16 protein-coding genes are annotated in these 21,456 nt (G+C 67.0%); 12 read left to right on the top strand and 4 right to left on the bottom strand.

Going from position 1 to position 21,456, the window contains the following annotated elements; all coding sequences use genetic code 11:
- The coding region (locus tag DIE03_RS28610) for a transposase (protein ID WP_143329487.1) at window positions 1-123 on the top strand (123 nt) is incomplete at its 5' end.
- 243 nt (window positions 124-366) lie between these two features.
- Here DIE03_RS28610 and DIE03_RS28615 read toward each other — a convergent pair.
- Window positions 367-1,713: an MFS transporter gene (locus DIE03_RS28615; protein WP_124455612.1), complete on the bottom strand. Its 1,347-nt coding sequence runs from the start codon at window positions 1,711-1,713 to the stop codon at window positions 367-369.
- Window positions 1,714-2,009: 296 nt separating this feature from the next.
- Between DIE03_RS28615 and DIE03_RS28620 the strand changes: the two genes are divergently transcribed.
- The 9 genes from DIE03_RS28620 (at window position 2,010) to dctA (ending at window position 13,879) form a co-directional block, all read left to right on the top strand.
- Entirely contained in the window at window positions 2,010-3,047 is a 1,038-nt protein-coding gene (locus tag DIE03_RS28620) for a LacI family DNA-binding transcriptional regulator (RefSeq protein ID WP_124455613.1), read from the top strand.
- A gap of 191 nt (window positions 3,048-3,238) precedes the next feature.
- The gene (locus DIE03_RS28625; RefSeq protein ID WP_124455614.1) at window positions 3,239-5,020 is read left to right on the top strand and encodes an IlvD/Edd family dehydratase; all 1,782 of its coding nucleotides are present in this window, start codon (window positions 3,239-3,241) and stop codon (window positions 5,018-5,020) included.
- Window positions 5,021-5,052: 32 nt separating this feature from the next.
- A complete protein-coding gene (locus DIE03_RS28630) occupies window positions 5,053-6,234 on the top strand; it encodes a fumarylacetoacetate hydrolase family protein (RefSeq protein WP_124455615.1) in 1,182 nt (393 codons plus the stop codon).
- Window positions 6,235-6,519: 285 nt separating this feature from the next.
- Window positions 6,520-7,461, top strand: coding sequence for a LysR substrate-binding domain-containing protein (locus DIE03_RS28635; protein ID WP_124455616.1), 942 nt, complete (start codon window positions 6,520-6,522; stop codon window positions 7,459-7,461).
- Window positions 7,462-7,535: 74 nt separating this feature from the next.
- Window positions 7,536-8,942, top strand: a complete 1,407-nt coding sequence (gene tcuA / locus DIE03_RS28640) for an FAD-dependent tricarballylate dehydrogenase TcuA (RefSeq protein ID WP_124455617.1) — start codon at window positions 7,536-7,538, stop codon at window positions 8,940-8,942.
- Window positions 8,929-10,131, top strand: a complete 1,203-nt coding sequence (gene tcuB, locus DIE03_RS28645) for a tricarballylate utilization 4Fe-4S protein TcuB (protein ID WP_124455618.1) — start codon at window positions 8,929-8,931, stop codon at window positions 10,129-10,131. The genes tcuA and tcuB overlap by 14 nt, the downstream gene beginning before the upstream one ends.
- Window positions 10,132-10,197: 66 nt before the next feature.
- Window positions 10,198-11,514 (top strand): MFS transporter, encoded by a 1,317-nt coding sequence (locus DIE03_RS28650; RefSeq protein ID WP_124455619.1) that lies wholly within the window; start codon window positions 10,198-10,200, stop codon window positions 11,512-11,514.
- Window positions 11,515-11,604: 90 nt separating this feature from the next.
- Window positions 11,605-12,516: a LysR family transcriptional regulator gene (locus tag DIE03_RS28655; RefSeq protein WP_124455620.1), complete on the top strand. Its 912-nt coding sequence runs from the start codon at window positions 11,605-11,607 to the stop codon at window positions 12,514-12,516.
- 34 nt (window positions 12,517-12,550) lie between these two features.
- A complete protein-coding gene (gene dctA / locus DIE03_RS28660) occupies window positions 12,551-13,879 on the top strand; it encodes a C4-dicarboxylate transporter DctA (RefSeq protein ID WP_124455621.1) in 1,329 nt (442 codons plus the stop codon).
- Window positions 13,880-13,904: 25 nt separating this feature from the next.
- Here the strand turns inward: dctA and DIE03_RS28665 are convergent, their stop codons facing one another.
- The 3 genes from DIE03_RS28665 to DIE03_RS28675 form a co-directional block, all read right to left on the bottom strand.
- Window positions 13,905-14,687: a substrate-binding domain-containing protein gene (locus DIE03_RS28665; RefSeq protein ID WP_124455622.1), complete on the bottom strand. Its 783-nt coding sequence runs from the start codon at window positions 14,685-14,687 to the stop codon at window positions 13,905-13,907.
- Window positions 14,688-14,742: 55 nt separating this feature from the next.
- On the bottom strand, window positions 14,743-16,038 hold the full coding sequence (locus DIE03_RS28670; protein ID WP_124455623.1) for an MFS transporter: 1,296 nt from the start codon (window positions 16,036-16,038) through the stop codon (window positions 14,743-14,745).
- Window positions 16,039-16,403: 365 nt separating this feature from the next.
- Window positions 16,404-17,942, bottom strand: a complete 1,539-nt coding sequence (locus DIE03_RS28675; protein ID WP_124455624.1) for a methyl-accepting chemotaxis protein — start codon at window positions 17,940-17,942, stop codon at window positions 16,404-16,406.
- Window positions 17,943-18,181: 239 nt separating this feature from the next.
- Here DIE03_RS28675 and DIE03_RS28680 point away from each other — a divergent pair, with 239 nt between their 5' ends.
- Together DIE03_RS28680 and DIE03_RS28685 are read left to right on the top strand one after the other, a co-directional pair.
- Window positions 18,182-19,702 carry a diguanylate cyclase gene (locus tag DIE03_RS28680; RefSeq protein ID WP_124455625.1) on the top strand — a complete coding sequence of 507 codons (1,521 nt, stop codon included), beginning with the start codon at window positions 18,182-18,184 and terminating at the stop codon, window positions 19,700-19,702.
- 137 nt (window positions 19,703-19,839) lie between these two features.
- A complete protein-coding gene (locus tag DIE03_RS28685) occupies window positions 19,840-21,426 on the top strand; it encodes a methyl-accepting chemotaxis protein (RefSeq protein ID WP_124455626.1) in 1,587 nt (528 codons plus the stop codon).
- Window positions 21,427-21,456: the final 30 nt, after the last annotated feature.

Raw genomic sequence — 21,456 nt, forward strand, 5'->3', positions numbered from 1 at the left:
ACCAGTGTCGTCGAGGGCATCAACAACACCATCAAGGTCATCAAGCGTCGGGCTTACGGGTACCGCGACGAGGAATACTTCTTCCTCAAAATCCGTGCCGCGTTCCCCGGTAATCCGCGATGAACCAAAATTTTGCGGCGGGAAGTGATCACATTTCGTTTAAATGTGGACCGTGCCCGCACCGTGAGCCAATGCCCGCAAGGCCTCGCGCTCCGGCCCTTCGAACTCGATGCCTCACGTTCCCACGCGAACACGCAATGATCGTCAAACAGCGGACGCGAAACGCTGCGTGCCGCCTCGCCGCCGCCCAGGCGCGACCGCACCGGTCATGCGCCGCTGGCCCCCGCCCGAGGAGCCGCGACAAACCTACTGCTCGCGTCGGGTACTCAGGATGTCGCGCGGAATCGACGCGATCAGCACGCAACTGACCAGCAGGCAGGCGCCCAGCGCGTAAGTGCCGTTGTTGATGTTGCCGGTCATTTCCTTCGCGATGCCGGTGATCATCGAGCCCGTGAAGCCCGACAGGTTGCCCACCGAGTTGATCAGCGCGATACCGGCAGCCGCGGCCGTGCCGGACAGGATCTGCCCCGGAAAGGTCCAGTAGATCGGCATCAGCGCGAGGATGCCGCACGTCGCGACGGTCAGGAACAGGATCGACAGCGCCACGTTCTGCGCACAGGCCGCGCTCGCGATCAGGCAGACGCCGCCGATCAGCGCAGGAATCGCCGCGTGCAGGCGGCGTTCGCCGGTCCTGCGCGAGTGCGATGCGTTCCACACCATCGCGAAGATGGCGGTCAGGTACGGAATGGCCGTCAGCAAACCGATATGCACCGGGCTTTGCACGCCCGACGCGCGAATGATCGACGGCAGCCAGAAGGCCAGCCCGTAGAAGCCGGTATTGAACGTGAGCAGGATGAAGGTGAGCAGCCAGACGCGCGGGCTGCGCAACGCGGCGCCGATGCTGTGCGACTTGTGCGCGGCCTCGGATTCGAGGTTGCGCGACAGCACCGCCTTTTCGTCGGCGGACAGCCATTTCGCCGACTGCGGGCCGTCGCCGAGGCAGGCCAGCACGATGAATGCGACCACGATCGACGGCAGCCCTTCGAGCAGCAGCATCCATTGCCAGCCGCTCATGCCCGACAAGCCGTGCGTCTGCTGCATCAGCCAGCCGGACACCACGCTACCCAGCGTCAGGCTCAGCGGAATCGCCACCAGGAAGCCCGACATCGCCACGCTCTGGCGGCGCGCCGGGAACCAGTAGTTCATGTACAGGATGACGCCCGGAAAAAAGCCCGCTTCGCACAGGCCCAGCAGGAAGCGCAGCGTGTAGAACATGGTGGTCGTCTGCACGTGGAAGAACTGCGCGAGCGGCACGATGAACGCCATCGACGACGACACGATGCCCCACGTGATCATGATCCGCGCGATCCAGAAGCGGGCGCCGTAGCGATGCAGCAACAGGTTGCTGGGCATCTCGAACAGGAAGTAGCCCCAGAAGAAAATGCTGGCGCCGAGCGCATACACGCCGTCGCTCAGATGCAGGTCGTCGAGCATCTGCAGCTTCGCGAAGCCGACGTTGACGCGGTCCAGGTAGGCCACGACGTAGCACAGCAGCAGCAATGGCAGGATGCGCCGCATGACCTTGCGATAGAGGGCGTCTTCGGACGAGTCGGCCGCGGCAGGTGCTGCCGCGGCCTGTGTAATGGATGGCATCGGTCTGTCTCCTGATTGTGTAGGTCTTCTTCGTACCGGCGAGTCCGTTGATGCATCGATGTTACCGATAACATTTCGTGACAAAAAAAAGCCGACGAGGCGACGGGAGCGATCGGCACGCTGATACCGGTAACAAATTCGAAGGTAGCATGCAGCGACAGCCACGTACAAGTCCCGCCGGACGAGTGCTTTCCCTAGTGCGGTCGCCGCTGCGACGGGCGCGCGCCGACCGGCCTGCACGGTATGCCGCACCGGTATGATGTAGCCTTTCCAGCTTTCTCCCGATCGCCCTTCCGATGCCCAGTCCCACCGCCGTCCGGCCTGCCGGGCCGCCCCGCATGTCCGACGTAGCGCGCCTTGCCGGCGTATCGAAGATGACGGTGTCGCGCGTGCTCGCCGGCCACAGCGTGGCCGCGGAGACGCGCGCACGGGTCTGCGAGGCCATCGACCAGCTCGGCTATGTGGCCGACGCTGCCGCCGGTGCGCTGTCGTCGGGGCGGTCGGAATTCGTCGCGGTGCTGGTGCCGTCGCTGTCGAGTTCCAACTTCTCCGACACCGTGCGCGGCCTGACCGATGCGCTCGAACCGCACGGCCTCCAGCTGCTGCTCGGCGACACCGACTACGACCTGGAACGTGAAGAACGGCTGGTACGCTCGATGCTGCGGCACCAGCCGCGCTGCATCGCGCTGACGGGTGCGCAACACACCGATGCGACGCGCAAGGTGCTCGAGCGCTCGGCGATTCCCGTGGTCGAGATGTGGGACCTGCCCACGCGTCCCATCGACACCGCCGTCGGCTTCTCGAACGTGCGCGCCGCCCGCGCGATGGTGCGCCACCTGGCCGAGCGCGGTTACCGGCGCATCGGCTTTCTCGTCGGCGCCAGCGAACTGGATCGCCGCGGCCTGGACCGGCTCAAGGGATACCAGGCGGAAATCAAGGCGCTGGGGCTGGGCGAACCGCGCGTCGTGCGGCTGGGCGAATCGCCGATCACGATGAGCCACGGCGGCCCTGCGATGGCCGCCCTGCTGGAAAAATGGCCGGACACCGATGCGGTGATGTGCGTGAGCGACATGTCTGCATTCGGCGCGATCATGGAATGTCACCGGCGCGGGCTCGCCGTGCCGGCCGACATCGCCGTGGCCGGCTTCGGCAACTTCGAAGTGGCGACATGCTGCCACCCGACCATCACGACCGTGTCGGTCGACGCGTACGGGATCGGGCTACGCACGGGCGAAGCGTTGCTGGCGGCGCTGCAGGCGCGTGACAGCGGCGCGCCGGCCGAGTCGCACAGCATCCGTATCGACTACACGATCATCGCGCGGGAAAGCGCCTGACGGGGCGACGGCCGCGCACGTCCCCAGGCGCGACGTGTGCGGCTTCGCACCGCCCCCGCGCCCTCACCTTCGCCACGCGCGCACGAAATCCCTTCCGCAACGCAAAAACCCCGTGCTAACATCCAATCGATGTTACCGGTAACTATCCGGCACGCACAAGATCACAAAGGCCCCTTCGGAGACAGCCCGCCATGTCACAGACCCCTCGCCGTCTGCGCAGCCAGGAATGGTTCGACGATCCCGCGCACGCAGACATGACCGCGCTCTATGTCGAGCGCTTCATGAACTACGGGCTGACGCGCGAGGAACTGCAGTCGGGCCGCCCCGTCATCGGTATCGCGCAAACGGGCAGCGACCTCGCGCCGTGCAACCGCCATCACATCGAACTGGCGGAACGCACCAAGGCGGGCATTCGCGACGCGGGCGGCATTCCGATGGAGTTCCCCGTGCATCCGCTGGCCGAGCAAAGCCGCCGGCCCACGGCTGCGCTCGACCGCAACCTGGCCTATCTCGGGCTGGTGGAAGTGCTGCACGGCTTTCCGCTCGACGGCGTGGTGCTGACGACCGGCTGCGACAAGACCACGCCGGCCTGCCTGATGGCGGCCGCTACCGTCGACCTGCCCGCGATCGTGCTGTCGGGCGGGCCGATGCTCGACGGCTGGCACGAAGGCAAGCGGGTCGGCTCGGGCACGGTGATCTGGCATGCCCGCAACCTGCTCGCGGCCGGCGAGATCGACTACGAAGGCTTCATGAAGCTGACCACGGCTTCGTCGCCGTCGATCGGCCATTGCAATACGATGGGCACCGCGCTGTCGATGAACAGTCTGGCGGAAGCGCTGGGCATGTCGCTGCCGGGATGCGCGAGCATTCCCGCGGCCTATCGCGAGCGCGGCCAGATGGCTTACGCGACCGGCAAGCGCGCGGTCGAGCTCGTTCGCGAAGACCTGCGCCCGTCGAAAATCATGACGCGCGCGGCATTCGAGAATGCGATCGTCGTGGCCTCCGCGCTCGGCGCGTCGACCAACTGCCCGCCGCACCTGATCGCGATTGCGCGCCACATGGGTGTCGAACTGAGCCTGGACGACTGGCAGCGCTTCGGTGAAGCCGTGCCGCTGCTCGTCAACTGCATGCCGGCCGGCGAATACCTCGGGGAGAGCTTCCACCGCGCCGGCGGCGTGCCCGCCGTGCTGCGCCAGCTCGATGCGGCCGGCCTGCTGCGGCGCGACTGCCCGACCGTGTCGGGCCGCGCGATCGGCGAGATCGCCGACACCGCGCAGGACGCCGACCGCGACGTGATCCGTACGCCCGACGCGCCGCTCAAGCACGGCGCCGGCTTCGTGGTGCTGTCGGGCAACTTCTTCGACAGCGCCATCATGAAGATGTCGGTGGTCGGCGACGCGTTCCGCCGCACCTACCTGGCCGAGCCGGGCGCGGAGAATACGTTCGAGGCGCGCGCGATCGTGTTCGACGGCCCCGAGGACTACCACGCCCGCATCAACGATCCCGCGCTGAACATCGACGAACGCTGCATCCTGGTGATCCGCGGCTGCGGCACGGTCGGCTACCCGGGCAGCTCGGAAGTCGTCAACATGGCGCCGCCCGCCGAGCTGGTGAAGCGCGGCGTGACATCGCTGCCCTGCCTGGGAGACGGCCGCCAGAGCGGCACATCGGCCAGCCCGTCGATCCTGAACGTGTCGCCGGAGGCGGCGGTCGGCGGCGGCCTGGCCCTGCTGCGCACGAACGACCGCATTCGCGTGGACCTGAATCGCCGCAGCGTCGACGTGCTCGTCGACGAAGACGAACTCGCGCGCCGCCGCGAGACCGCAAGCTTCACCGTGCCGCAGGCGCAGACGCCCTGGCAGGAGCTGTATCGCCGGTTCGTGGGCCAGTTGTCCACCGGCGGCTGCCTCGAACCGGCCACGCTGTACCTGAAGGTCATCGAGCAGCGCGGCAACCCGCGCCATTCGCACTGATCCCACCGTCCACGACTCCTGCCGAGCTGACCATGCGTACTCCTTCCGTTTCCGATTGCCTGCCGCACGACCTCGCACACGCACTGCTGATCGGCCGCGTCTGGCGGCATGACGGTGCCCACGCGGGCCCGAGCGTCGTCGCCGTGCGCGGCGGCGAAGTGTTCGACATCACGCGCACCGTGCCGACCACCGCCGACCTGTTCGACCGCCCCGATGCAGTCGCCGTCGCGCGCACCGCGTCCGGCGAATCGCTCGGCCGCATCGAGCCGTTGCTGCAGGCGACGCTGGACGGCACGCCCGGCGCCACGCGCCTGCTCGCGCCGTGCGACGTGCAGGCAATCAAGGCGTGCGGCGTGACCTTTGCCGTGAGCCTGATCGAGCGCGTGATCGAGGAACAGGCCGGCGGCGATCCAGCCAGAGCGCGGGAGGTACGCGACACCATCGCCGCGACCATCGGCACCGATCTGTCGAAGATCGTGCCGGGCTCGGAAGCCGCGCTGCGCCTGAAGGCGGAACTCGAGCGCCGCGGCGCGTGGTCGCAATACATGGAAGTCGGCATCGGCCCGGATGCCGAGGTGTTCTCCAAGGCGCAGCCGATGTCCGCGGTCGGCTTCGGCGCGGATGTCGGCCTGCTGCCCGTGTCGGTGTGGAACAACCCGGAACCGGAGATCGTGCTCGCGGTCGCCAGCGACGGCAGGCCGGTCGGCGCCACGCTCGGCAACGACGTGAACCTGCGCGACATCGAAGGCCGCTCGGCGCTGCTGCTCGGCAAATGCAAGGACAACAACGGCTCCTGCGCGATCGGCCCGTTCGTGCGGCTGTTCGACGACGGCTTCACGCTGGACAGCGTACGGCAGGCCAGCGTGTCGCTGCGTGTCGAAGGCGCGGACGACGGCTTCGTCCTCGACGGCATCAGCCACATGCGCGAGATCAGCCGCGACCCGGCCGACCTCGTCGCGCAGACCTGCGGCGCGCATCACCAGTATCCGGACGGCTTCATGCTGTTCCTCGGCACGATGTTCTCGCCGATCCAGGATCGCGACGCGCCCGGCGGCGGATTCACGCATCACATCGGCGACCGCGTCACGATCTCCACACCCGCGCTCGGCGCACTCGTCAACACCGTGCGGCTGTGCACGGAGATCGCGCCGTGGACCTTCGGCGTGCGCGCGCTGTATGCGAACCTGGCCGCGCGCGGGCTGCTTGCCGAGTGAAAACGGGAAGACGCGACGCCATGCAGCCCTTCGCGAACGACATCGACCAAGCGTAGGCGAAGCGGTATGAAACGGGCGTTCGCGCCGGCACGCACGTAGCCGGCCGCCACCTCCCGCCCCGCACGCTCGCCGAGCCGGCACGGCCGCGTCGAGCGGCGCCGCCGGTTGCTCCCTCGGGCCCGAAGGTCGTTCCGGCGGCGCTCCACGTGTTCGGCGGACGCGATTCGCCCCACCGGCGCCTCGTCGGCTGCGACAATACGGCGGCTGAGTCAATTCGAGGTGTCGATGGAACTGAGGCAACTGCGCTATTTCGTCAGCGTCGTGGAACACGGCAGCATGGGCAAGGCCGCGCTGGAACTGGGCGTGGTGACGTCCGCACTGAGCCAGCAGATCAGCCGGCTCGAGAGCGAGTTGTCCACGCGCCTGCTGCAGCGCACCTCCACGGGCGTCGTGCCGACGGACGCCGGCCTTGCATTCTGGAGACAGGCGCAACTCGCGTTGCGCCACGTCGACGATGCGGCGCTTGCCGCGCGTCAGGCGCGCCTGTCGGGGCACGTCAGCGTCGGGCTGGCGCCCAGTACGACCGGCGTACTCGGTCTCGCGTTCATGCAGGCGATGCGACAGCGCTATCCGGACGTCCGGCTGCGCATGGTCGAGAGCCTGTCGGGCTATCTCGGCGCGATGCTGAGTGCGCGGCAAATCGACCTCGCGATCCTGTTTCGTGAAGAACCCGCGCAGCGCTGGAGCGTGATGCCGTTGCTCGACGAGCATCTGTTCGTGATCGGCGCCCCCGGCCTGCCGGGCATGCCCGCCGGCCCGCACGTCCATCTGGCGGACCTCGGCGCCGTGCCGCTGATCCTGCCGAGCGGCCCGCATGGCTTGCGCGCGTTGCTGGATGTCGCATTCGCGCGCACCGGCTTCACCCCGCACATTGCCGCCGAAGTCGACGGCCTCGCGATGTTGATGGATGCGGTGCGCGGCGGCCTCGGTGCGACCATTCAACCGGGCGCGGCGCTCGCGCGGCTGGAAAACGCCGCGCTCGCGAGCGTCCCGGTCGCGGACGCCCAGGCGACGAGGCCGAACCTGATCGCGAGCGTCTCCGACGACGAGTTGTCGCCCGCCGGGCTCGCCGCGCGGGTCGTCCTCGCCGACGTGGCGCGCGAGATCGTCGCGGCCGGCGGGTGGCCCGGCGCCACGCTGCGCGAGCCGCCTCTTCACAAAAACTGAAGACGTGTTGCCGCTCCGCTGATGGCGGCATGCGAGGCCGATCCGTAGAGTGCGTCTCAAAGGAGACAACTCAGATGGTCGATGTTCTCGTAATCGGCGGCGGCAACGCGGCGCTGTGCGCCGCATTGATGGCGCGCGAAGCCGGCGCCTCGGTGCTGCTGCTCGAAGCGGCGCCGCGCGAATGGCGCGGCGGAAACTCCCAGCACACCCGCAACCTGCGCTGCATGCACGACGGCCCGCAGGACGTGCTGGTCGGCGCCTATCCGGAAGAAGAGTACTGGCAGGACCTGCTGAAGGTCACCGGCGGCATTACCAACGAGGCGCTGGCCCGGCTCGCGATCCGCGCGTCGGCGACCTGCCGCCCGTGGATGCGCGCACATGGCGTGCGGTTTCAGCCGCCGTTGTCCGGCGCACTGCACGTGGCGCGAACCAACGCATTCTTCATGGGCGGCGGCAAAGCGCTCGTGAACGCGTATTACCGCAGCGCCGAAGCGCTCGGCGTGCAGATTCGCTACGACACGCCCGTCGACGCAATCGAGCTCGACGGCGAACGTTTCGTCGCCGCGCGTAGCGGAAGCCGGCGCTTCGAGGCGCGCAGCTGCGTGCTCGCGGCGGGCGGCTTCGAATCCAACCGCGAATGGCTGCGTGAGGCGTGGGGACAAAACGAGCGTGGCGAGTGGCCCGCCGACAATTTCCTCATCCGCGGCACGCGGTTCAACCAGGGCGTCCTGCTCAAGGCGATGCTCGACGCCGGCGCGGATGCGATCGGCGATCCGTCGCAGTCGCATTGCGTCGCGATCGACGCACGCGCGCCGCTCTACGACGGCGGCATCTGCACGCGGATCGATTGCGTATCGCTCGGTATCGTCGTCAACCGCGATGCGCAGCGCTTCTACGACGAGGGCGAAGACTTCTGGCCGAAGCGTTATGCGATCTGGGGCCGCCTCGTCGCGCAGCAGCCGGCGCAGACCGCCTACTCGATCATCGATGCCAAGGCCGTCGGACGCTTCATGCCGCCGGTATTTCCGGGCACCCGCGCCGATTCGCTGCGGGAACTCGCGCGCCGGCTGGACCTGCCCGAACGTGCGTTCGTCGACACGCTGCGCGCGTACAACGCCGCATGCCGGGCAGGCACGTTCGATCACACGACGCTCGACGACTGCCGTACCGAAGGCATCAGTCCCGCGAAAACCCACTGGGCACGCCCGATCGATACGCCGCCCTTCTTCGGCTACGCGCTGCGTCCCGGCATCACGTTTACGTATCTCGGGCTGAAGGTCAACGAACGCGCGCAGGTCCATTTCGGCGGACGGCCGAGCGGCAACCTGTTCGTGGCCGGCGAGATGATGGCCGGCAACGTGCTCGGCAAGGGTTACACGGCGGGCGTCGGAATGTCGATCGGCACCGCGTTCGGACGTATCGCGGGCACCGAGGCGGCGAAGGCCGCGCAAACGACCGGAGTTCAACGTGCACAATATTGAAGAACACCTTCGCGACGCCCAGGCGCTCGCGCCCGTCGGCCGGCCGTCGAAACGCGCGAGCGGTGCCGACGTGATTCGCATCGTGCCCGTCACCGACAACGAAGCGGAAGTCGCGCGCCAGATGCAGATCTGCAATGCATGCCGCTACTGCGAAGGATTTTGCGCGGTCTTTCCTGCGATGACGCGCCGGCTCGAGTTCGCGAAGGCGGACGTCAACTACCTGGCCAACCTGTGCCACAACTGCGGCGCGTGCTATCACGCATGCCAATATGCGCCCCCGCACGAATTCGCGGTGAACGTGCCGAAGGCGATGGCGCAGGTCCGGCTCGATACGTATGTCGAGTATGCGTGGCCCGCCGCGCTGGGCAAGCTCTACAGGCGCAACGGCCTGACCGTCGCCCTCGCGCTGGCGATCGGCCTGGCGCTGTTCCTGATGCTCGGCGTCGCGATGCACGGCTCGCTGCTGAACGGCCCGTCGGGCGGCCGTTTCTATGCGGTCTTTCCGCACAACCTGCTCGCCGCGATGTTCGGCGCGGTGTTCGGCCTCGCCGTTCTGGCGCTCGGTGTCGGCGTGACGCGCTTCTGGCGCGACGTGTCGTCGGGCACGGCAAGCATGCCGGCGGTTGCCGAAGCGGCAAAGCACGCGCTCGCGCTGACCTATCTCGACGGCGGCCACGGCGACGGCTGCAACGAGGCGGACGATGCGTTCACGCTCGCGCGGCGCCGGTTTCACCACTTCACGTTCTACGGCTTCATGCTGTGCTTTGCCGCCACGCTCGTGGCGACCTTCTATCACTATGCGCTGGACCTGCACGCGCCGTACGCGTTCCTGAGCCTGCCCGTGCTGCTCGGCACCGCCGGCGGAATCGGCCTGCTGATCGGGCCTGCCGGCCTCCTGTGGCTCAACCTGCGGCGCGACCCCGCGCGGACCGATCCGGCGCAACGCCCGATGGACCGCGGCTTCATTGCGCTGCTGATGCTCGTGAGCGCGTCGGGGCTGGCACTGCTCGCGTGGCGCGACAGCAGCGCGATGGCGATACTGCTCGCCGTTCATCTCGGCATCGTGATGGCCCTCTTCGCGACGTTGCCGTACGGAAAATTCGCGCACGGCATCTTTCGCTGCGCGGCACTGCTCAAGTCGTCGATCGAAAAGCGCCAGGCCAACCGCCTGCAACTCGGCTCGGACTGAATCGGGCCACACGAAGCAGTCCGGTTTCCGGGCCGCTTCGCACAATACATCCAACGGAGACACCCCATGCATCCCTCACCGTCAACCGCGCCGGACGGCACGGCCGCAGGCACGTCGAAGCTCGGCGCGGTCCTGCGCGTGACCAGCGGCAATTTTCTCGAGCAGTTCGATTTCTTCCTGTTCGGCTTCTATGCGACCAGCATCTCCCGGGTCTTCTTTCCGGCGGCGAGCGAGTTCGCGTCGCTGTTGCTGACGTTTGCCGTCTTCGGCGCCGGTTTCCTGATGCGCCCGCTCGGCGCGATCGTGCTCGGCGCGTACATCGACGAAGTGGGAAGACGCAAAGGCCTGATCGTGACGCTCTCGATCATGGCGAGCGGCACGATCCTGATCGCGTGCGTGCCGGGGTACGCGACGATCGGGCTTGCCGCCCCGGCGCTGGTGCTGCTGGGACGCCTGCTGCAGGGCTTCTCCGCGGGTGCCGAGCTGGGCGGCGTGTCGGTCTATCTCGCGGAAATGGCGACGCCCGGGCACCGGGGCTTCTATACGAGCTGGCAGTCGGCAAGCCAGCAGGTCGCGATCGTCATCGCGGCGGCCCTGGGCTATCTGCTGAATCATCTGCTGACGAGCCAGGAAATCGGTGCATGGGGCTGGCGCATCCCGTTCTTCATCGGCTGCGCGATCGTTCCGGTCATTTTCCTGCTTCGCCGGACGCTGCAGGAAACGGCCGAATTCAAGGCGCGCACCCATCATCCGCGTGCACGCGAGGTATTCGCGACGATGCTGCGGAACTGGCGCACGGTGTTGGCCGGCATGCTGCTCGTCGCGATGACCACGACGACGTTCTACCTCATCACGGTCTACACGCCGACGTTCGGCAGGGCCGTCCTGAAACTGTCCACGGCGGACAGCCTGATCGTCACGCTGTGCGTGGGCGTATCGAATTTCTTCTGGCTGCCGGTCGGCGGTGCGCTGTCGGACCGCATCGGCCGCAAGCCGATTCTCGTCGCCATCGCCGTCGCGGCCATCGTGACGTCGTATCCCGCGCTCGCGTGGCTTTCGTCCGCGCCCAGCTTCGGCCGCATGCTGGCCGTGCTGCTGTGGCTCTCCTTCTTCTTCGGCATGTACAACGGCGCCATGGTTGCAGCGCTGACCGAAATCATGCCCGCCAGTGTCCGCGTGGCCGGTTTCTCGCTTGCATTCAGCCTCGCGACCGCGGTCTTTGGCGGCTTCACGCCCGCGGTGTCGACCTACCTGATCGAGGTGACGGGCGACAAGGCCGCGCCCGGCTACTGGCTCAGCTTCGCCGCATGCTGCGGGCTGCTTGCAACGCTGTCGCTGTATCGCAAGGGCGGCGCGGCGCAGCGTTCGGCTTCACCTGCTTGAGCGGCACGGCACGGCCCAGCTTCATCGCAGCACGGTAACGCCGGCAGAATCATGCACAATACGCCGCATCTGACAGGCGGAGACCGGCCCGTGGCAATCAACTTCGATTTAACCGACTTGCAGGCGTTTCGCGCGGTAGTGGAAATGGGGAGTTTCCGCAAGGCCGCGGAGGCGGTCAGCCTCTCCCAGCCTGCCTTGAGTCGCCGGATCGACAAGCTCGAGGACGCGCTCGGCGTGCGCCTCTTCGAGCGCACCACACGCAGCGTCACGCTCACCACCGTCGGCCGCGTGTTCGCGCAGAGTGCCGAGCAGTTGCTCGACGATCTCGACGCAGCCCTGCTCGGCATTCGCGACGTTTCGTCGAGCCGACTGGGCCATGTGACCATCGCGTGCGTTCCGTCGGTGGCCTACTACTTTCTGCCCACCGTCATCGCGAGCTATCATCAGCGCTTTCCCCGCATCCGGGTCAAACTGCTGGACGCGAGCGCGAACGAGGTGCTGGGCGCCGTGATCAGCGGCGAGGCCGATTTCGGCGTGAGCTTCATGGGCAGCCAGGAAGCCGAGATCGAGTTCAAGGTGTTGCTGCAGGAGCGGTTCGTTGCCGCCTGCCGCCGCGACCACCCGCTCGCGCGCAAGAAGCGCGTGACCTGGAGCGAACTTTACGAGCACGACTACGTGTCGGTGGACAAGACGTCCGGTAACCGTCTGTTGCTCGACCAGGCGCTGGCCGCCGTGGCGCCGCGCGGGCCGAGCGTCTGCGAGGCGCGCCACGTCACGACGCTGCTCGGATTGATCGAGGCGGGGCTCGGCGTCGCCGCCGTGCCCTCGATGGCGATGCCCGGGCACGACCATCCGATTCTCACGAGCGTGCCGCTCGTCGAACCGGTCGTCAAACGACGCGTGGGGATCGTGAAACGACGCGGACGGCCGCTCACGCCGGCGGCCGAAGCCTTTCACCGGATGGTCATCGACGCGAAGCGCGGCGGTAGCGCACCGGTATGACAACGACAAAGAAGACGCGAAGGAAGACGGGACAGTGAGGTTGGCCAGGCTGCTTAGATCGCTTTACGTGCAGGTCCTGCTCGCGATGATGCTCGGCGTGACCGTCGGTCACGCGTGGCCGGCGGCAGGCGCCATGCTCAAGCCCCTGAGCGATGCGTTCGTCGGGCTCGTGCGGATGACCATCGCGCCCATCGTCTTTTGCACGATCGTATCGGGCATCACGTCGCTGGCGAGCGGGCAGGCAATCGGCCGGACGATCGTCCGGGCGCTGGCACTCTTCTACCTGCTGACCGCCGTCGCGCTCGCGATCGGACTCGTCACTGCGTTCGTGCTGCAACCCGGCGCCGGCATGCACATCGACGTGCACCATCTCGATTCGAGCATCATCGCCCGGTATGTGAAGCATGCGCAGCCGCCCGGGCTCGTGACCTTCGCGCTGAGCGTGATCCCCGATACGATGCTCGGCGCGTTCGAGAAAGGCGAGGTGCTGCCGGTGCTGCTGCTGTCGCTGCTGTTCGGCTTCTCGCTGAACGCACATCCGCGAGCCGGCCGGCCCGTTCTTGCGCTGATCGACGGTATCGGCCAGGTCGTCTTTCGCGTGCTCGCGATGATCATGCGGCTCGCGCCGCTCGGCGCATTCGGCGCGATGGCTTTCACGGTGGGCCGCTTCGGGATCGGCTCGGTCGGCTCGCTTGCGAAGCTGATGTTGTCCTTCTACGTGGCATGCGCGCTGTTCGTCGCGCTGGTGCTCGCACCGCTCGCGCGGCTGCACGGCTTCGCGCTGTGGCGGCTCTTGCGCTACATGCGCGAGGAGTTGCTGATCGTCCTGGCGACGTCCTCCACGGAGCCCGTTCTGCCGCGCCTGATCGTCAAGCTGGAGGCGCTCGGTTGCGACAAGGGCGTCGTGGGGCTCGTGCTGCCGGCAGGCTACTCCTTCAATCTGGACGGTACGGCGATCTACCTGACGCTCGCGGCGCTGTTCATCGCGCAGGCGTGCGACGTGCCGCTCTCCGCGTCGCAGATCGCGGTGATGCTCGCGATCATGCTGCTCACGTCGAAGGGCGCGGCCGGCGTGTCCGGCAGCGGACTGGTTGCGCTGGTCGCCACGCTCGTCGTCATGCCCGACCTGCCCGTCGCCGGCGTGGCGCTGCTGGTCGGCATCGACCGCTTCCTGTCCGAGGCACGCGCGCTGACGAGCGTGATCAGCAATGCCTGCGCGGTGATCTTCGTTTCGTTGTGGGAAGGTGCGTGCGATCGTGCGCGTCTTGCGCAGAAGCTCGCCGCAGCCGGGCCGGTATCCGCGGACGGGGCCGATGCAGACGGTTCCGCCGGCGATGCCGACGGTGACGGGAAGGCTGTCTGACGCAAGCCTTCCCGCCGATCGACGCTCAATGAGCGGAAACGGAATCCAGTCCGGTCGATTTCACGTCGGCCTGCACGTCGGGCGACGCGAGATAGTCGAGCAGCGCCTTCGCTTCCTGCGGATGCTGCGCGCCGACGGGGATGCCAGCGGCGAAGCGCGTGACCGACTGCAGCGGCTCGGGAATCTTGCCGACGAAGGTCGCCCCCTTGACGGGCAGCAGCTCGCTGACCTGCTGGAAGCCGATTTCGTAGTCGCCGTTCGCGACGACCGACGCCACCGGAATCCGCGGAATCATCTTCGCCTTCGACTTCACCTGATCCTCGATGCCGAGCTTCTTGAACAGCTCGCGCTCGATATAGACACCGCTCGCGCTATCCGAGTAGGCGATCGACTTCGCGTGCAGCAGCACCTGCTTGAGGCCTTCGGCGGTGCTGATGTCGGGCTTGGCCGCGCCGTCGCGCACGACCATGCCGATGCGCGAATCGGCCAGCTCGACGCGCGAGCCGGGGATGACCTTGCCTTGCTTGATCAGGTCGTCCAGCGCGTAGCCGACCATGATGACGGCGTCGGCGGGCTCGCCGCGCGCGAGGCGGTTCGGAATCGCCTCGGGCGACTTGCCCATCGAAGGGCCGAGCGCGGTCGCGAGCGAATTGCCCGTCGTCGACGTGAACCGGGGGCCGAGCACCTTGTAGGCGGCGGTGAAGCCGCCCGAGCTCATCACGTGCAGTTCGGCGGCCTGTACGTTGGCCGCCACCGCCGCAGTGGCGACGAGCGCGGTCGCGCAGCATTTCAGGAGCAGATTTCTCATGGTCGTGGTCATGCGGATGCGTGGGTGGGAGTGAACGTTCCGGATGGGCCTGGCATCAATGCGCCGGCGTCAGCGTCGTTGCGTGGCGACGATAGAGGGCAAACGTCGCGAGCAGCGCGCACACCGCGGCGAAACTCATCCAGTAGCCCGGTGCGGCCTTGTCGCCCGTCATGTGGATGAGCCCGGTCGAGATGGCCGGCGTGAAGCCGCCGAACACGGCCGTCGCGAGGCTGTAGGCGAGCGAGAAGCCCGCGACACGCACCTGTACCGGCATCACTTCCGTCAGCGCGACGACCATCGCACCGTTGTAGATCCCGTACATGAACGAGAGCCACAGGAGGACGATCAACATGTTCGCGAACGACGGCGCGTGAGCGAGGAACGAGAGCGCCGGGTAGGCGGTCAGGACGGTGAGCACCGTCATGCCGACCAGCAGCGGCCGGCGGCCGATCCGGTCGGACAATGCGCCGCCGATCGGCAGCCACACGAAGTTCGACACGCCGACGCAGAGCGTCACGAGCAGGCTGTCGGCGGTGCTCAGATGCAGCACCGACTTGCCGAAGGTCGGCGCGTAGACCGTGATCAGATAAAAGCTCGTGGTGGTCATCGCGACCAGCATCATGCCCGCGATCACGACGCCCCAGTTCTGGACCAGCGTACCGAACACTTCCTTCATGCCCGGACGATGCTTGCGCGCCTTGAACTCCTGGGTTTCCTCGAGGTTGCGACGCAGCATGAAAATGAACGGCACGATCATGCAGCCGACGAAGAACGGCACACGCCATCCCCAGGCGGCGATCTGCGAGGCGCTCAGCCACTGATTGAGCGCGAAGCCGAGGGCCGCCGCGATGACGATCGCCACCTGCTGGCTGGCCGACTGCCAGCTCGTGAAGAAGCCCTTGCGGCCGGGCGTCGCCAGCTCGGCCAGATAGACCGACACGCCGCCCAGTTCCGCGCCCGCGGAGAAGCCCTGCAGCAGCCGGCCGATCAGCACGAGCACGGGTGCGAGCAGGCCGATCGTCGCGTAGCCCGGCACGAACGCGATCAGGATGGTGCCGCTCGCCATGATCGACAGCGTGACGATCAGGCCCTTGCGGCGGCCGACCTCGTCGATGTACGCGCCCAGCACGATCGCGCCGAGCGGCCGCATCAGGAAGCCGGCGCCGAACACGGCGAACGTCATCATCAACGATGCGAACTCGCTTTGCGCGGGGAAGAAGACGTTGGCGATCTGCGTGGCGTAGAAGCCGAACAGAAAGAAGTCGAACTGCTCGAGAAAATTGCCGGCCGTGACGCGAAAGATCGCGGCGGCCTTCGAGCGTTCGGCCGGAAGGCTGGACGAGGGGTGCATCTGGGTGTCTCCTGAAAATCCTGGAATACGCGGGAGGGCTGGTCGATTGTCGTTTTCCGGCATGTTCCCTCGATGCCGGCCAAACGATAAGTGCAATTTTTGGAAGAATTGATGTTCTTTCGTTATCAATCGGCGCGCCGGAGGCGCGCGGTGCCGGTTTCCGCTCCTGGCGGCAGAGCACCCCCATGCAGGGCGTGGCCGCCTGCGCGCTGTGCCGTAGTCGGGGAGGCGCCCCGTTTGTGGCGCGCCGGGGCGCCACGGCACGCCTGCTTTTTCAACGTGCCCGATCGACCGCTCGAGAACGGTCCGGGCCTGCGCGGCTCATCGCCCGCGCACGCCCCGATTCTTTCGTCGAAATCCGCGGATCAGGTGCCCAGCCGGAAAACCGACACCGCGGCCCTCAGCCGCGCCGCCTGTTCATCCAGCGACGAAGCGGCCGCGGCAGCCTGCTCGACGAGCGCGGCATTCTGCTGGACGACCTCGTCCATTTGCGACACGGCCTTGCTGACCTGCTCGATACCGGTGCTTTGCTCGGCAGAGGCCGCCGAGATCTCGCCCATGATCCCGGCAACCTGGTCGATCGACCGGACGATCTCTGTCATGCGCGTCCCCGCAGCCGCGACGAGCCGACTGCCGCTGCCCACCCGCTCGACCGACGCCTCGATCAGTCCCTTGATATCCTTTGCCGCCGCGGCGCTGCGCTGGGCAAGCGAGCGCACTTCCGAGGCCACGACCGCGAACCCGCGCCCTTGCTCGCCGGCTCGCGCCGCTTCGACGGCCGCATTGAGCGCAAGGATGTTCGTCTGGAACGCGATGCTTTCGATCACGACGGTGATGTCGGCGATGCGCGTCGACTCGTCCGAAATCAGCCGCATCGTTTCCACGACCTCCTGCACGGCGCCGCCGCCGAGCTCGGTCGCCGCCTTGGCACGGGTCACGAGCGCATTCGCATGATGCGCATGCTCGGCATTCTGTTTGACCGTCGAAGTGATCTGTTCCATGCTGGCGGCCGTTTCCTGCAGCGACGCCGCTTGCTCCTCCGTGCGCTGCGACAGGTCCAGGTTGCCTTGCGCGATCTCCCCGGTGCCGACCGCGATCGAATGGCTCGCGGCCTGGATCTCGGCGATCGTGTCGGTCAGCCGCGACTTCATGTCGCTCAGCGCCACGAGCAAGCTTCCCGGCGCGGCCTTCGCCGCATCGAACTCGACGTCCAGCTCGCCGGCCGAGATGCGGGCCGCAATGCCCGTCGCATGGGCAGGCTCGCCGCCCAGCGTGCGCATGACGCTGCGCAGCACACCCCACGCGATCGCCCCCAGCACCGCGGAGATGGCAAGCGCAATGGCACCCAGTATCAACGCGAGCCGCGTGAAAGCCGCATTGATGTCGTCGTAGAAAAAGCCCGTGCCGATCCACCAGTCCCAGTCGGGAATGGCGACCACCCCCTGGAGTTTCGGCTCCAGGTCCGCTTCGGGACTGCGCTTGATCAGTACGTCGACGAGCGCGAAATGGGCCTGTGCCATCCCCGCGCGGTATGCCTCGCTATCGGTCATGCCGAGGGTCGTGCGGTTTCCCTTGGCCCGCGTGCCGATGAACTTCGCGTTCGGATGCACCAGATTGACGCCATCGGATGTCGTGACCCAGTAGTAGCTGCGCGTATCCGCGTTGAGCGCCGACAACGCGGCTTTCGCCTGCTGCTGGGCCTGCTCCCGGGTCAGCGCACCGCTCGCCTGCAATGCGCGGTAGGAATTGACCAGATGTTCGGCTTTCGTCAGCAGGATGACGATCTCTTCGCGACGGCTGTCGATCAGCGCATCGCGCAACGTATGCAGCGACAGCGCGGCAAGCAACACGATGCCGGTCAGCGCGGCGGCGACGAGCATCATCAGTTTCGTGGACAATTTCATGCAAGGGGACTCGCGACGTTAACCATTTGGTACAGATATCGGCCGAGGCGGCCTCATCTTGAATGGCATCCCGTTGGTAATTACCCTCGATGCGGGCGCACACGTTTGCGCCCCTGCGGGCGCCGTCGCATGCGCCAGCCGGTTGCCGCGCCGGCCTCGATTTTTGGCTAACCATGCCGTTAACTCGGATTTGACCCGCGCCGGAGCAATGTCTGCCGGCTTCCCACACGAGCGCGAGCATGGCCGCATTCACTTCGATCGAGAAAATTGCCGACTGGGCCGGACGCAACCATCTTGCCGTCGGCGCGTTGGGCACACTGATGTCGCTCGCCGCGCTCGGGATCAGTGCGGCGACGCTGTGGGCCGCCCGGAGCGAAGTCGTCGAGCATGCGCACGAGACGTCGCGCAACGTCGCGGCCGTGCTCGCGAGCCAGATCGGGAAGACGGTCGAAACGTCGAACAACGCGCTGGTGGCGCTGGCTGCCGACCTCGGCAAGCCCGCCGTACAACGCATGGACGCCGGGTTGCGGCACGATCTGCTGTTCGAGCGCACCGCGGCCCAGTATCTCACCGGCATGGGCGTGACCGACGAGCGCGGCCAGTTGATCGACGGATGCTGCGGCACGACCCATCGCTGGGACTTCAGCGATCGCGACTACTTCAAGGTCCATCGCGACGCGGACAACGTCGGCCTCTACGTGTCCGGGGCGTATCGCGCACGTTCGCGCGGCGGCAAGGAATCCATCGCGCTGTCGCGCCGCATCGAGCGGCCGGATCATACGTTCAACGGGATCGCGGTCGTCGCCATCGATCTCGCCTATTTCGAGCACCTCCTGTCCCGCCTCGATGTCGGCCCGAACGGCGTCAGCGCGATTGTGCGCTCGGACGGCACGATCCTCGCGAGAAACCCGTCGTTGAACGACGGCCAGATGAACCACCTGCGTCGCTCGAAATCATTCGAAAGGATGGTGAACAGCGAATCGGGCTTCTATCCCGCGCGCTCGAGCATCGACGGGATCCTGCGGCTGTATACCTACCAGCGGATCCCGGGCACGCCGCTGATCGCCGTCGTCGCGCCGGCCGAGCACGACGTGCTGGCGGGCATTACACGCCTGTCGTGGACGGTCGGCGTATCGGCTACCGTGATCAGCACGCTGTTCTGCGCGGTGGTCTGGCTGCTTGCGTTTGCGCTGCGGGACAACCAGCGCAAGCAGACGCTGCTGATGGACCTCACGCGGACCGATCCGCTGACGGGCCTGCGCAACCGCCGCGCGCTCGATATCGCGCTGGCCGACGAATGGGAACGGCTGCAACGGGGTAGCCACGGCAGCCTGTCGATCCTGTTCATCGATGCCGACCACTTCAAGCAGTACAACGACCTGCACGGCCACGCCAAGGGCGACACGGCGCTGCGCTTTCTCGCCGAATGCATCCGCGCGCACACGCGGCGGCGCGGCGACCTCGCCGCGCGCTACGGCGGCGAGGAGTTCGTCGCGGTGTTGCCCGATACGGACGAAGCCGGTGCCGCGCGGGTTGCCGAGGCGATCCGCCGCGAAGTCGAGCGCAACCGGCTCGACGGGTTTGCGGAAACCGTGCCGCCCTTCACCGTCAGCATCGGCTGCACGACCGGCCATCGTGCACGCCCCGCATCCGTGCACGCGCTGTCGCATCAGGCGGACATGGCGCTTTATCGGGCGAAGCGCGAAGGCAGAAACCGGGTGTGCTGCTCGGAACCGGAGCCGCTCGCCCGCTCGGCATGACGCACGCGGATCGCAGCCAGATTATTTTTGCCGACAGGTTGCACGCAAACGATTGCCCCTGGCCGCTGCCCTAAATTGTTCATTCACCGTTCCGATAATAAGGAAAACTATTTGATACCAACGAACGGAATATCCCCATGAATGATCGACGGTTAACGGTTCGCACGAAGCTGATCATGGCTTTCGGACTTCTTACGTGCATGGTCGTGCTCGTCTCCCTCCTCGGCGTCGTGTCGCTCGGCAACGCGAACGCGGCATTCGAGAATTATGTCAACGGCACCAACGCCCGCGCGACCCTGGTGGACCGCGTTCGCGTCGCGGTCGACCGGCGCGCGATCGCCGCCCGCAACCAGGTCCTGGCGACCGGTTCACGCGATGCGGACATCGAGAAGGAAGCGGCACTGCAGGCCGACCGCGAAGTCGGCGCGCTGCTCGGCGAACTGACGAATGCGGTCCGCGAGGGAAGCGGTGCGTCCGACAAGTCTCGCGAGCTGGTTCGGCAAATCGGGGCAGTCGAGGCGCAGTACGGCCCCGTGGCGCGCGCCATCGTCGATGCGGCGGCGAACAACCGGCGCGATCAGGCCGTCACGATGATCAACGAACAGTGCCGGCCGCTGCTGGCGCAGCTTGTCGCGGCCACCGACGCGTATGCAAAGTACTCGCGCACGATGGCCGACCAGCTGGTGAAGGAATCGGACGACCGTTATACCTCGCGACGACTGATGCTGATCGCCATCTGCATCGCCGCCGCAGCAGCGGCCGCGATCTCGGGTCTGTTCATCACCCGCGACCTGCTGCGCGCGCTGGGCACGGAGCCTGCCGCGCTCAGCGACATCGCGCGTCGTATCGCCGCCGGCGATCTCGGCACCGAATCCACGGCCGGCGCCGCGCCGGTCGGCAGCGTCCTGGCTTCCATGCGGGAAATGCAGGCCAACCTGGTCCGCCTGATCTCGGAAATGCGTACGGCATCGGGCAACGTCGCGACGGGGGCCGCCGAGATCGCGTCCGGCAACCAGGATCTGTCGTCCCGCACGGAGCAACAGGCCGCATCGCTGCAGGAAACGGCGTCGAGCATGGAGCAATTGACGTCCACCGTGCGCCTGAACGCCGACAATGCGCAGCAGGCGAGCGGGCTGGCCGACAACGCATCGGAGGTCGCCCAGCGCGGCAGCGCGGCGGTCGGGCTGATGGTCGACACGATGACGGACATCAGCACCAGCTCCACCAAGATCGGCGAGATCACCGCGATCATCGAAGGCATCGCATTCCAGACCAACATCCTCGCGCTCAACGCGGCCGTGGAGGCCGCCCGTGCCGGCGAGCAAGGCCGCGGCTTCGCGGTGGTGGCCAGCGAAGTCAGAAGTCTCGCGCAGCGTTCGTCGAACGCCGCGAAGGAAATTCGCGAACTGATCTCGCAATCGGTCCGGAAAATCCAGGACGGCTCGCATATCGCGAACAACGCAGGCGATACGATGAACCAGGTCACGCACGCGATCTCCCGCGTGACCGACATCATGGGCGAGATCGCCGCCGCGTCGAACGAGCAGAGCCGCGGCATCGAGCAGGTCAACCTGGCCATCACGCAAATGGATGAAGTCACCCAGCAGAACGCGGCGCTCGTCGAACAGGCCGCCGCCGCATCGAAATCGCTCGAAGAACAGGGAAGCCGGCTTGCCGAGGCCGTCTCGCTGTTCCGGCTCGACGCGCGCCCGGCCGGCGCGTAGCGAGTCGATGCGCAGCCAGGGTTGCGCGAC

Source organism: Burkholderia sp. Bp8992 (genome assembly GCF_003853705.1).
Classification (GTDB): Bacteria; Pseudomonadota; Gammaproteobacteria; order Burkholderiales; family Burkholderiaceae; genus Burkholderia.

Excerpts from the sequence above, each read along its gene's own strand:
- DIE03_RS28650 (WP_124455619.1), top strand. The coding sequence starts at position 10,198 with ATGCATCCCTCACCGTCAACCGCGCCGGACGGCACGGCCGCAGGCACG.
- DIE03_RS28620 (WP_124455613.1), top strand. The coding sequence starts at position 2,010 with ATGCCCAGTCCCACCGCCGTCCGGCCTGCCGGGCCGCCCCGCATGTCC.
- DIE03_RS28675 (WP_124455624.1), bottom strand. The coding sequence starts at position 17,942 with ATGAAATTGTCCACGAAACTGATGATGCTCGTCGCCGCCGCGCTGACC.
- DIE03_RS28685 (WP_124455626.1), top strand. The coding sequence starts at position 19,840 with ATGAATGATCGACGGTTAACGGTTCGCACGAAGCTGATCATGGCTTTC.
- DIE03_RS28670 (WP_124455623.1), bottom strand. The coding sequence starts at position 16,038 with ATGCACCCCTCGTCCAGCCTTCCGGCCGAACGCTCGAAGGCCGCCGCG.
- DIE03_RS28615 (WP_124455612.1), bottom strand. The coding sequence starts at position 1,713 with ATGCCATCCATTACACAGGCCGCGGCAGCACCTGCCGCGGCCGACTCG.
- DIE03_RS28625 (WP_124455614.1), top strand. The coding sequence starts at position 3,239 with ATGTCACAGACCCCTCGCCGTCTGCGCAGCCAGGAATGGTTCGACGAT.
- DIE03_RS28635 (WP_124455616.1), top strand. The coding sequence starts at position 6,520 with ATGGAACTGAGGCAACTGCGCTATTTCGTCAGCGTCGTGGAACACGGC.
- DIE03_RS28680 (WP_124455625.1), top strand. The coding sequence starts at position 18,182 with ATGGCCGCATTCACTTCGATCGAGAAAATTGCCGACTGGGCCGGACGC.
- DIE03_RS28665 (WP_124455622.1), bottom strand. The coding sequence starts at position 14,687 with ATGAGAAATCTGCTCCTGAAATGCTGCGCGACCGCGCTCGTCGCCACT.
- DIE03_RS28630 (WP_124455615.1), top strand. The coding sequence starts at position 5,053 with ATGCGTACTCCTTCCGTTTCCGATTGCCTGCCGCACGACCTCGCACAC.
- tcuA (WP_124455617.1), top strand. The coding sequence starts at position 7,536 with ATGGTCGATGTTCTCGTAATCGGCGGCGGCAACGCGGCGCTGTGCGCC.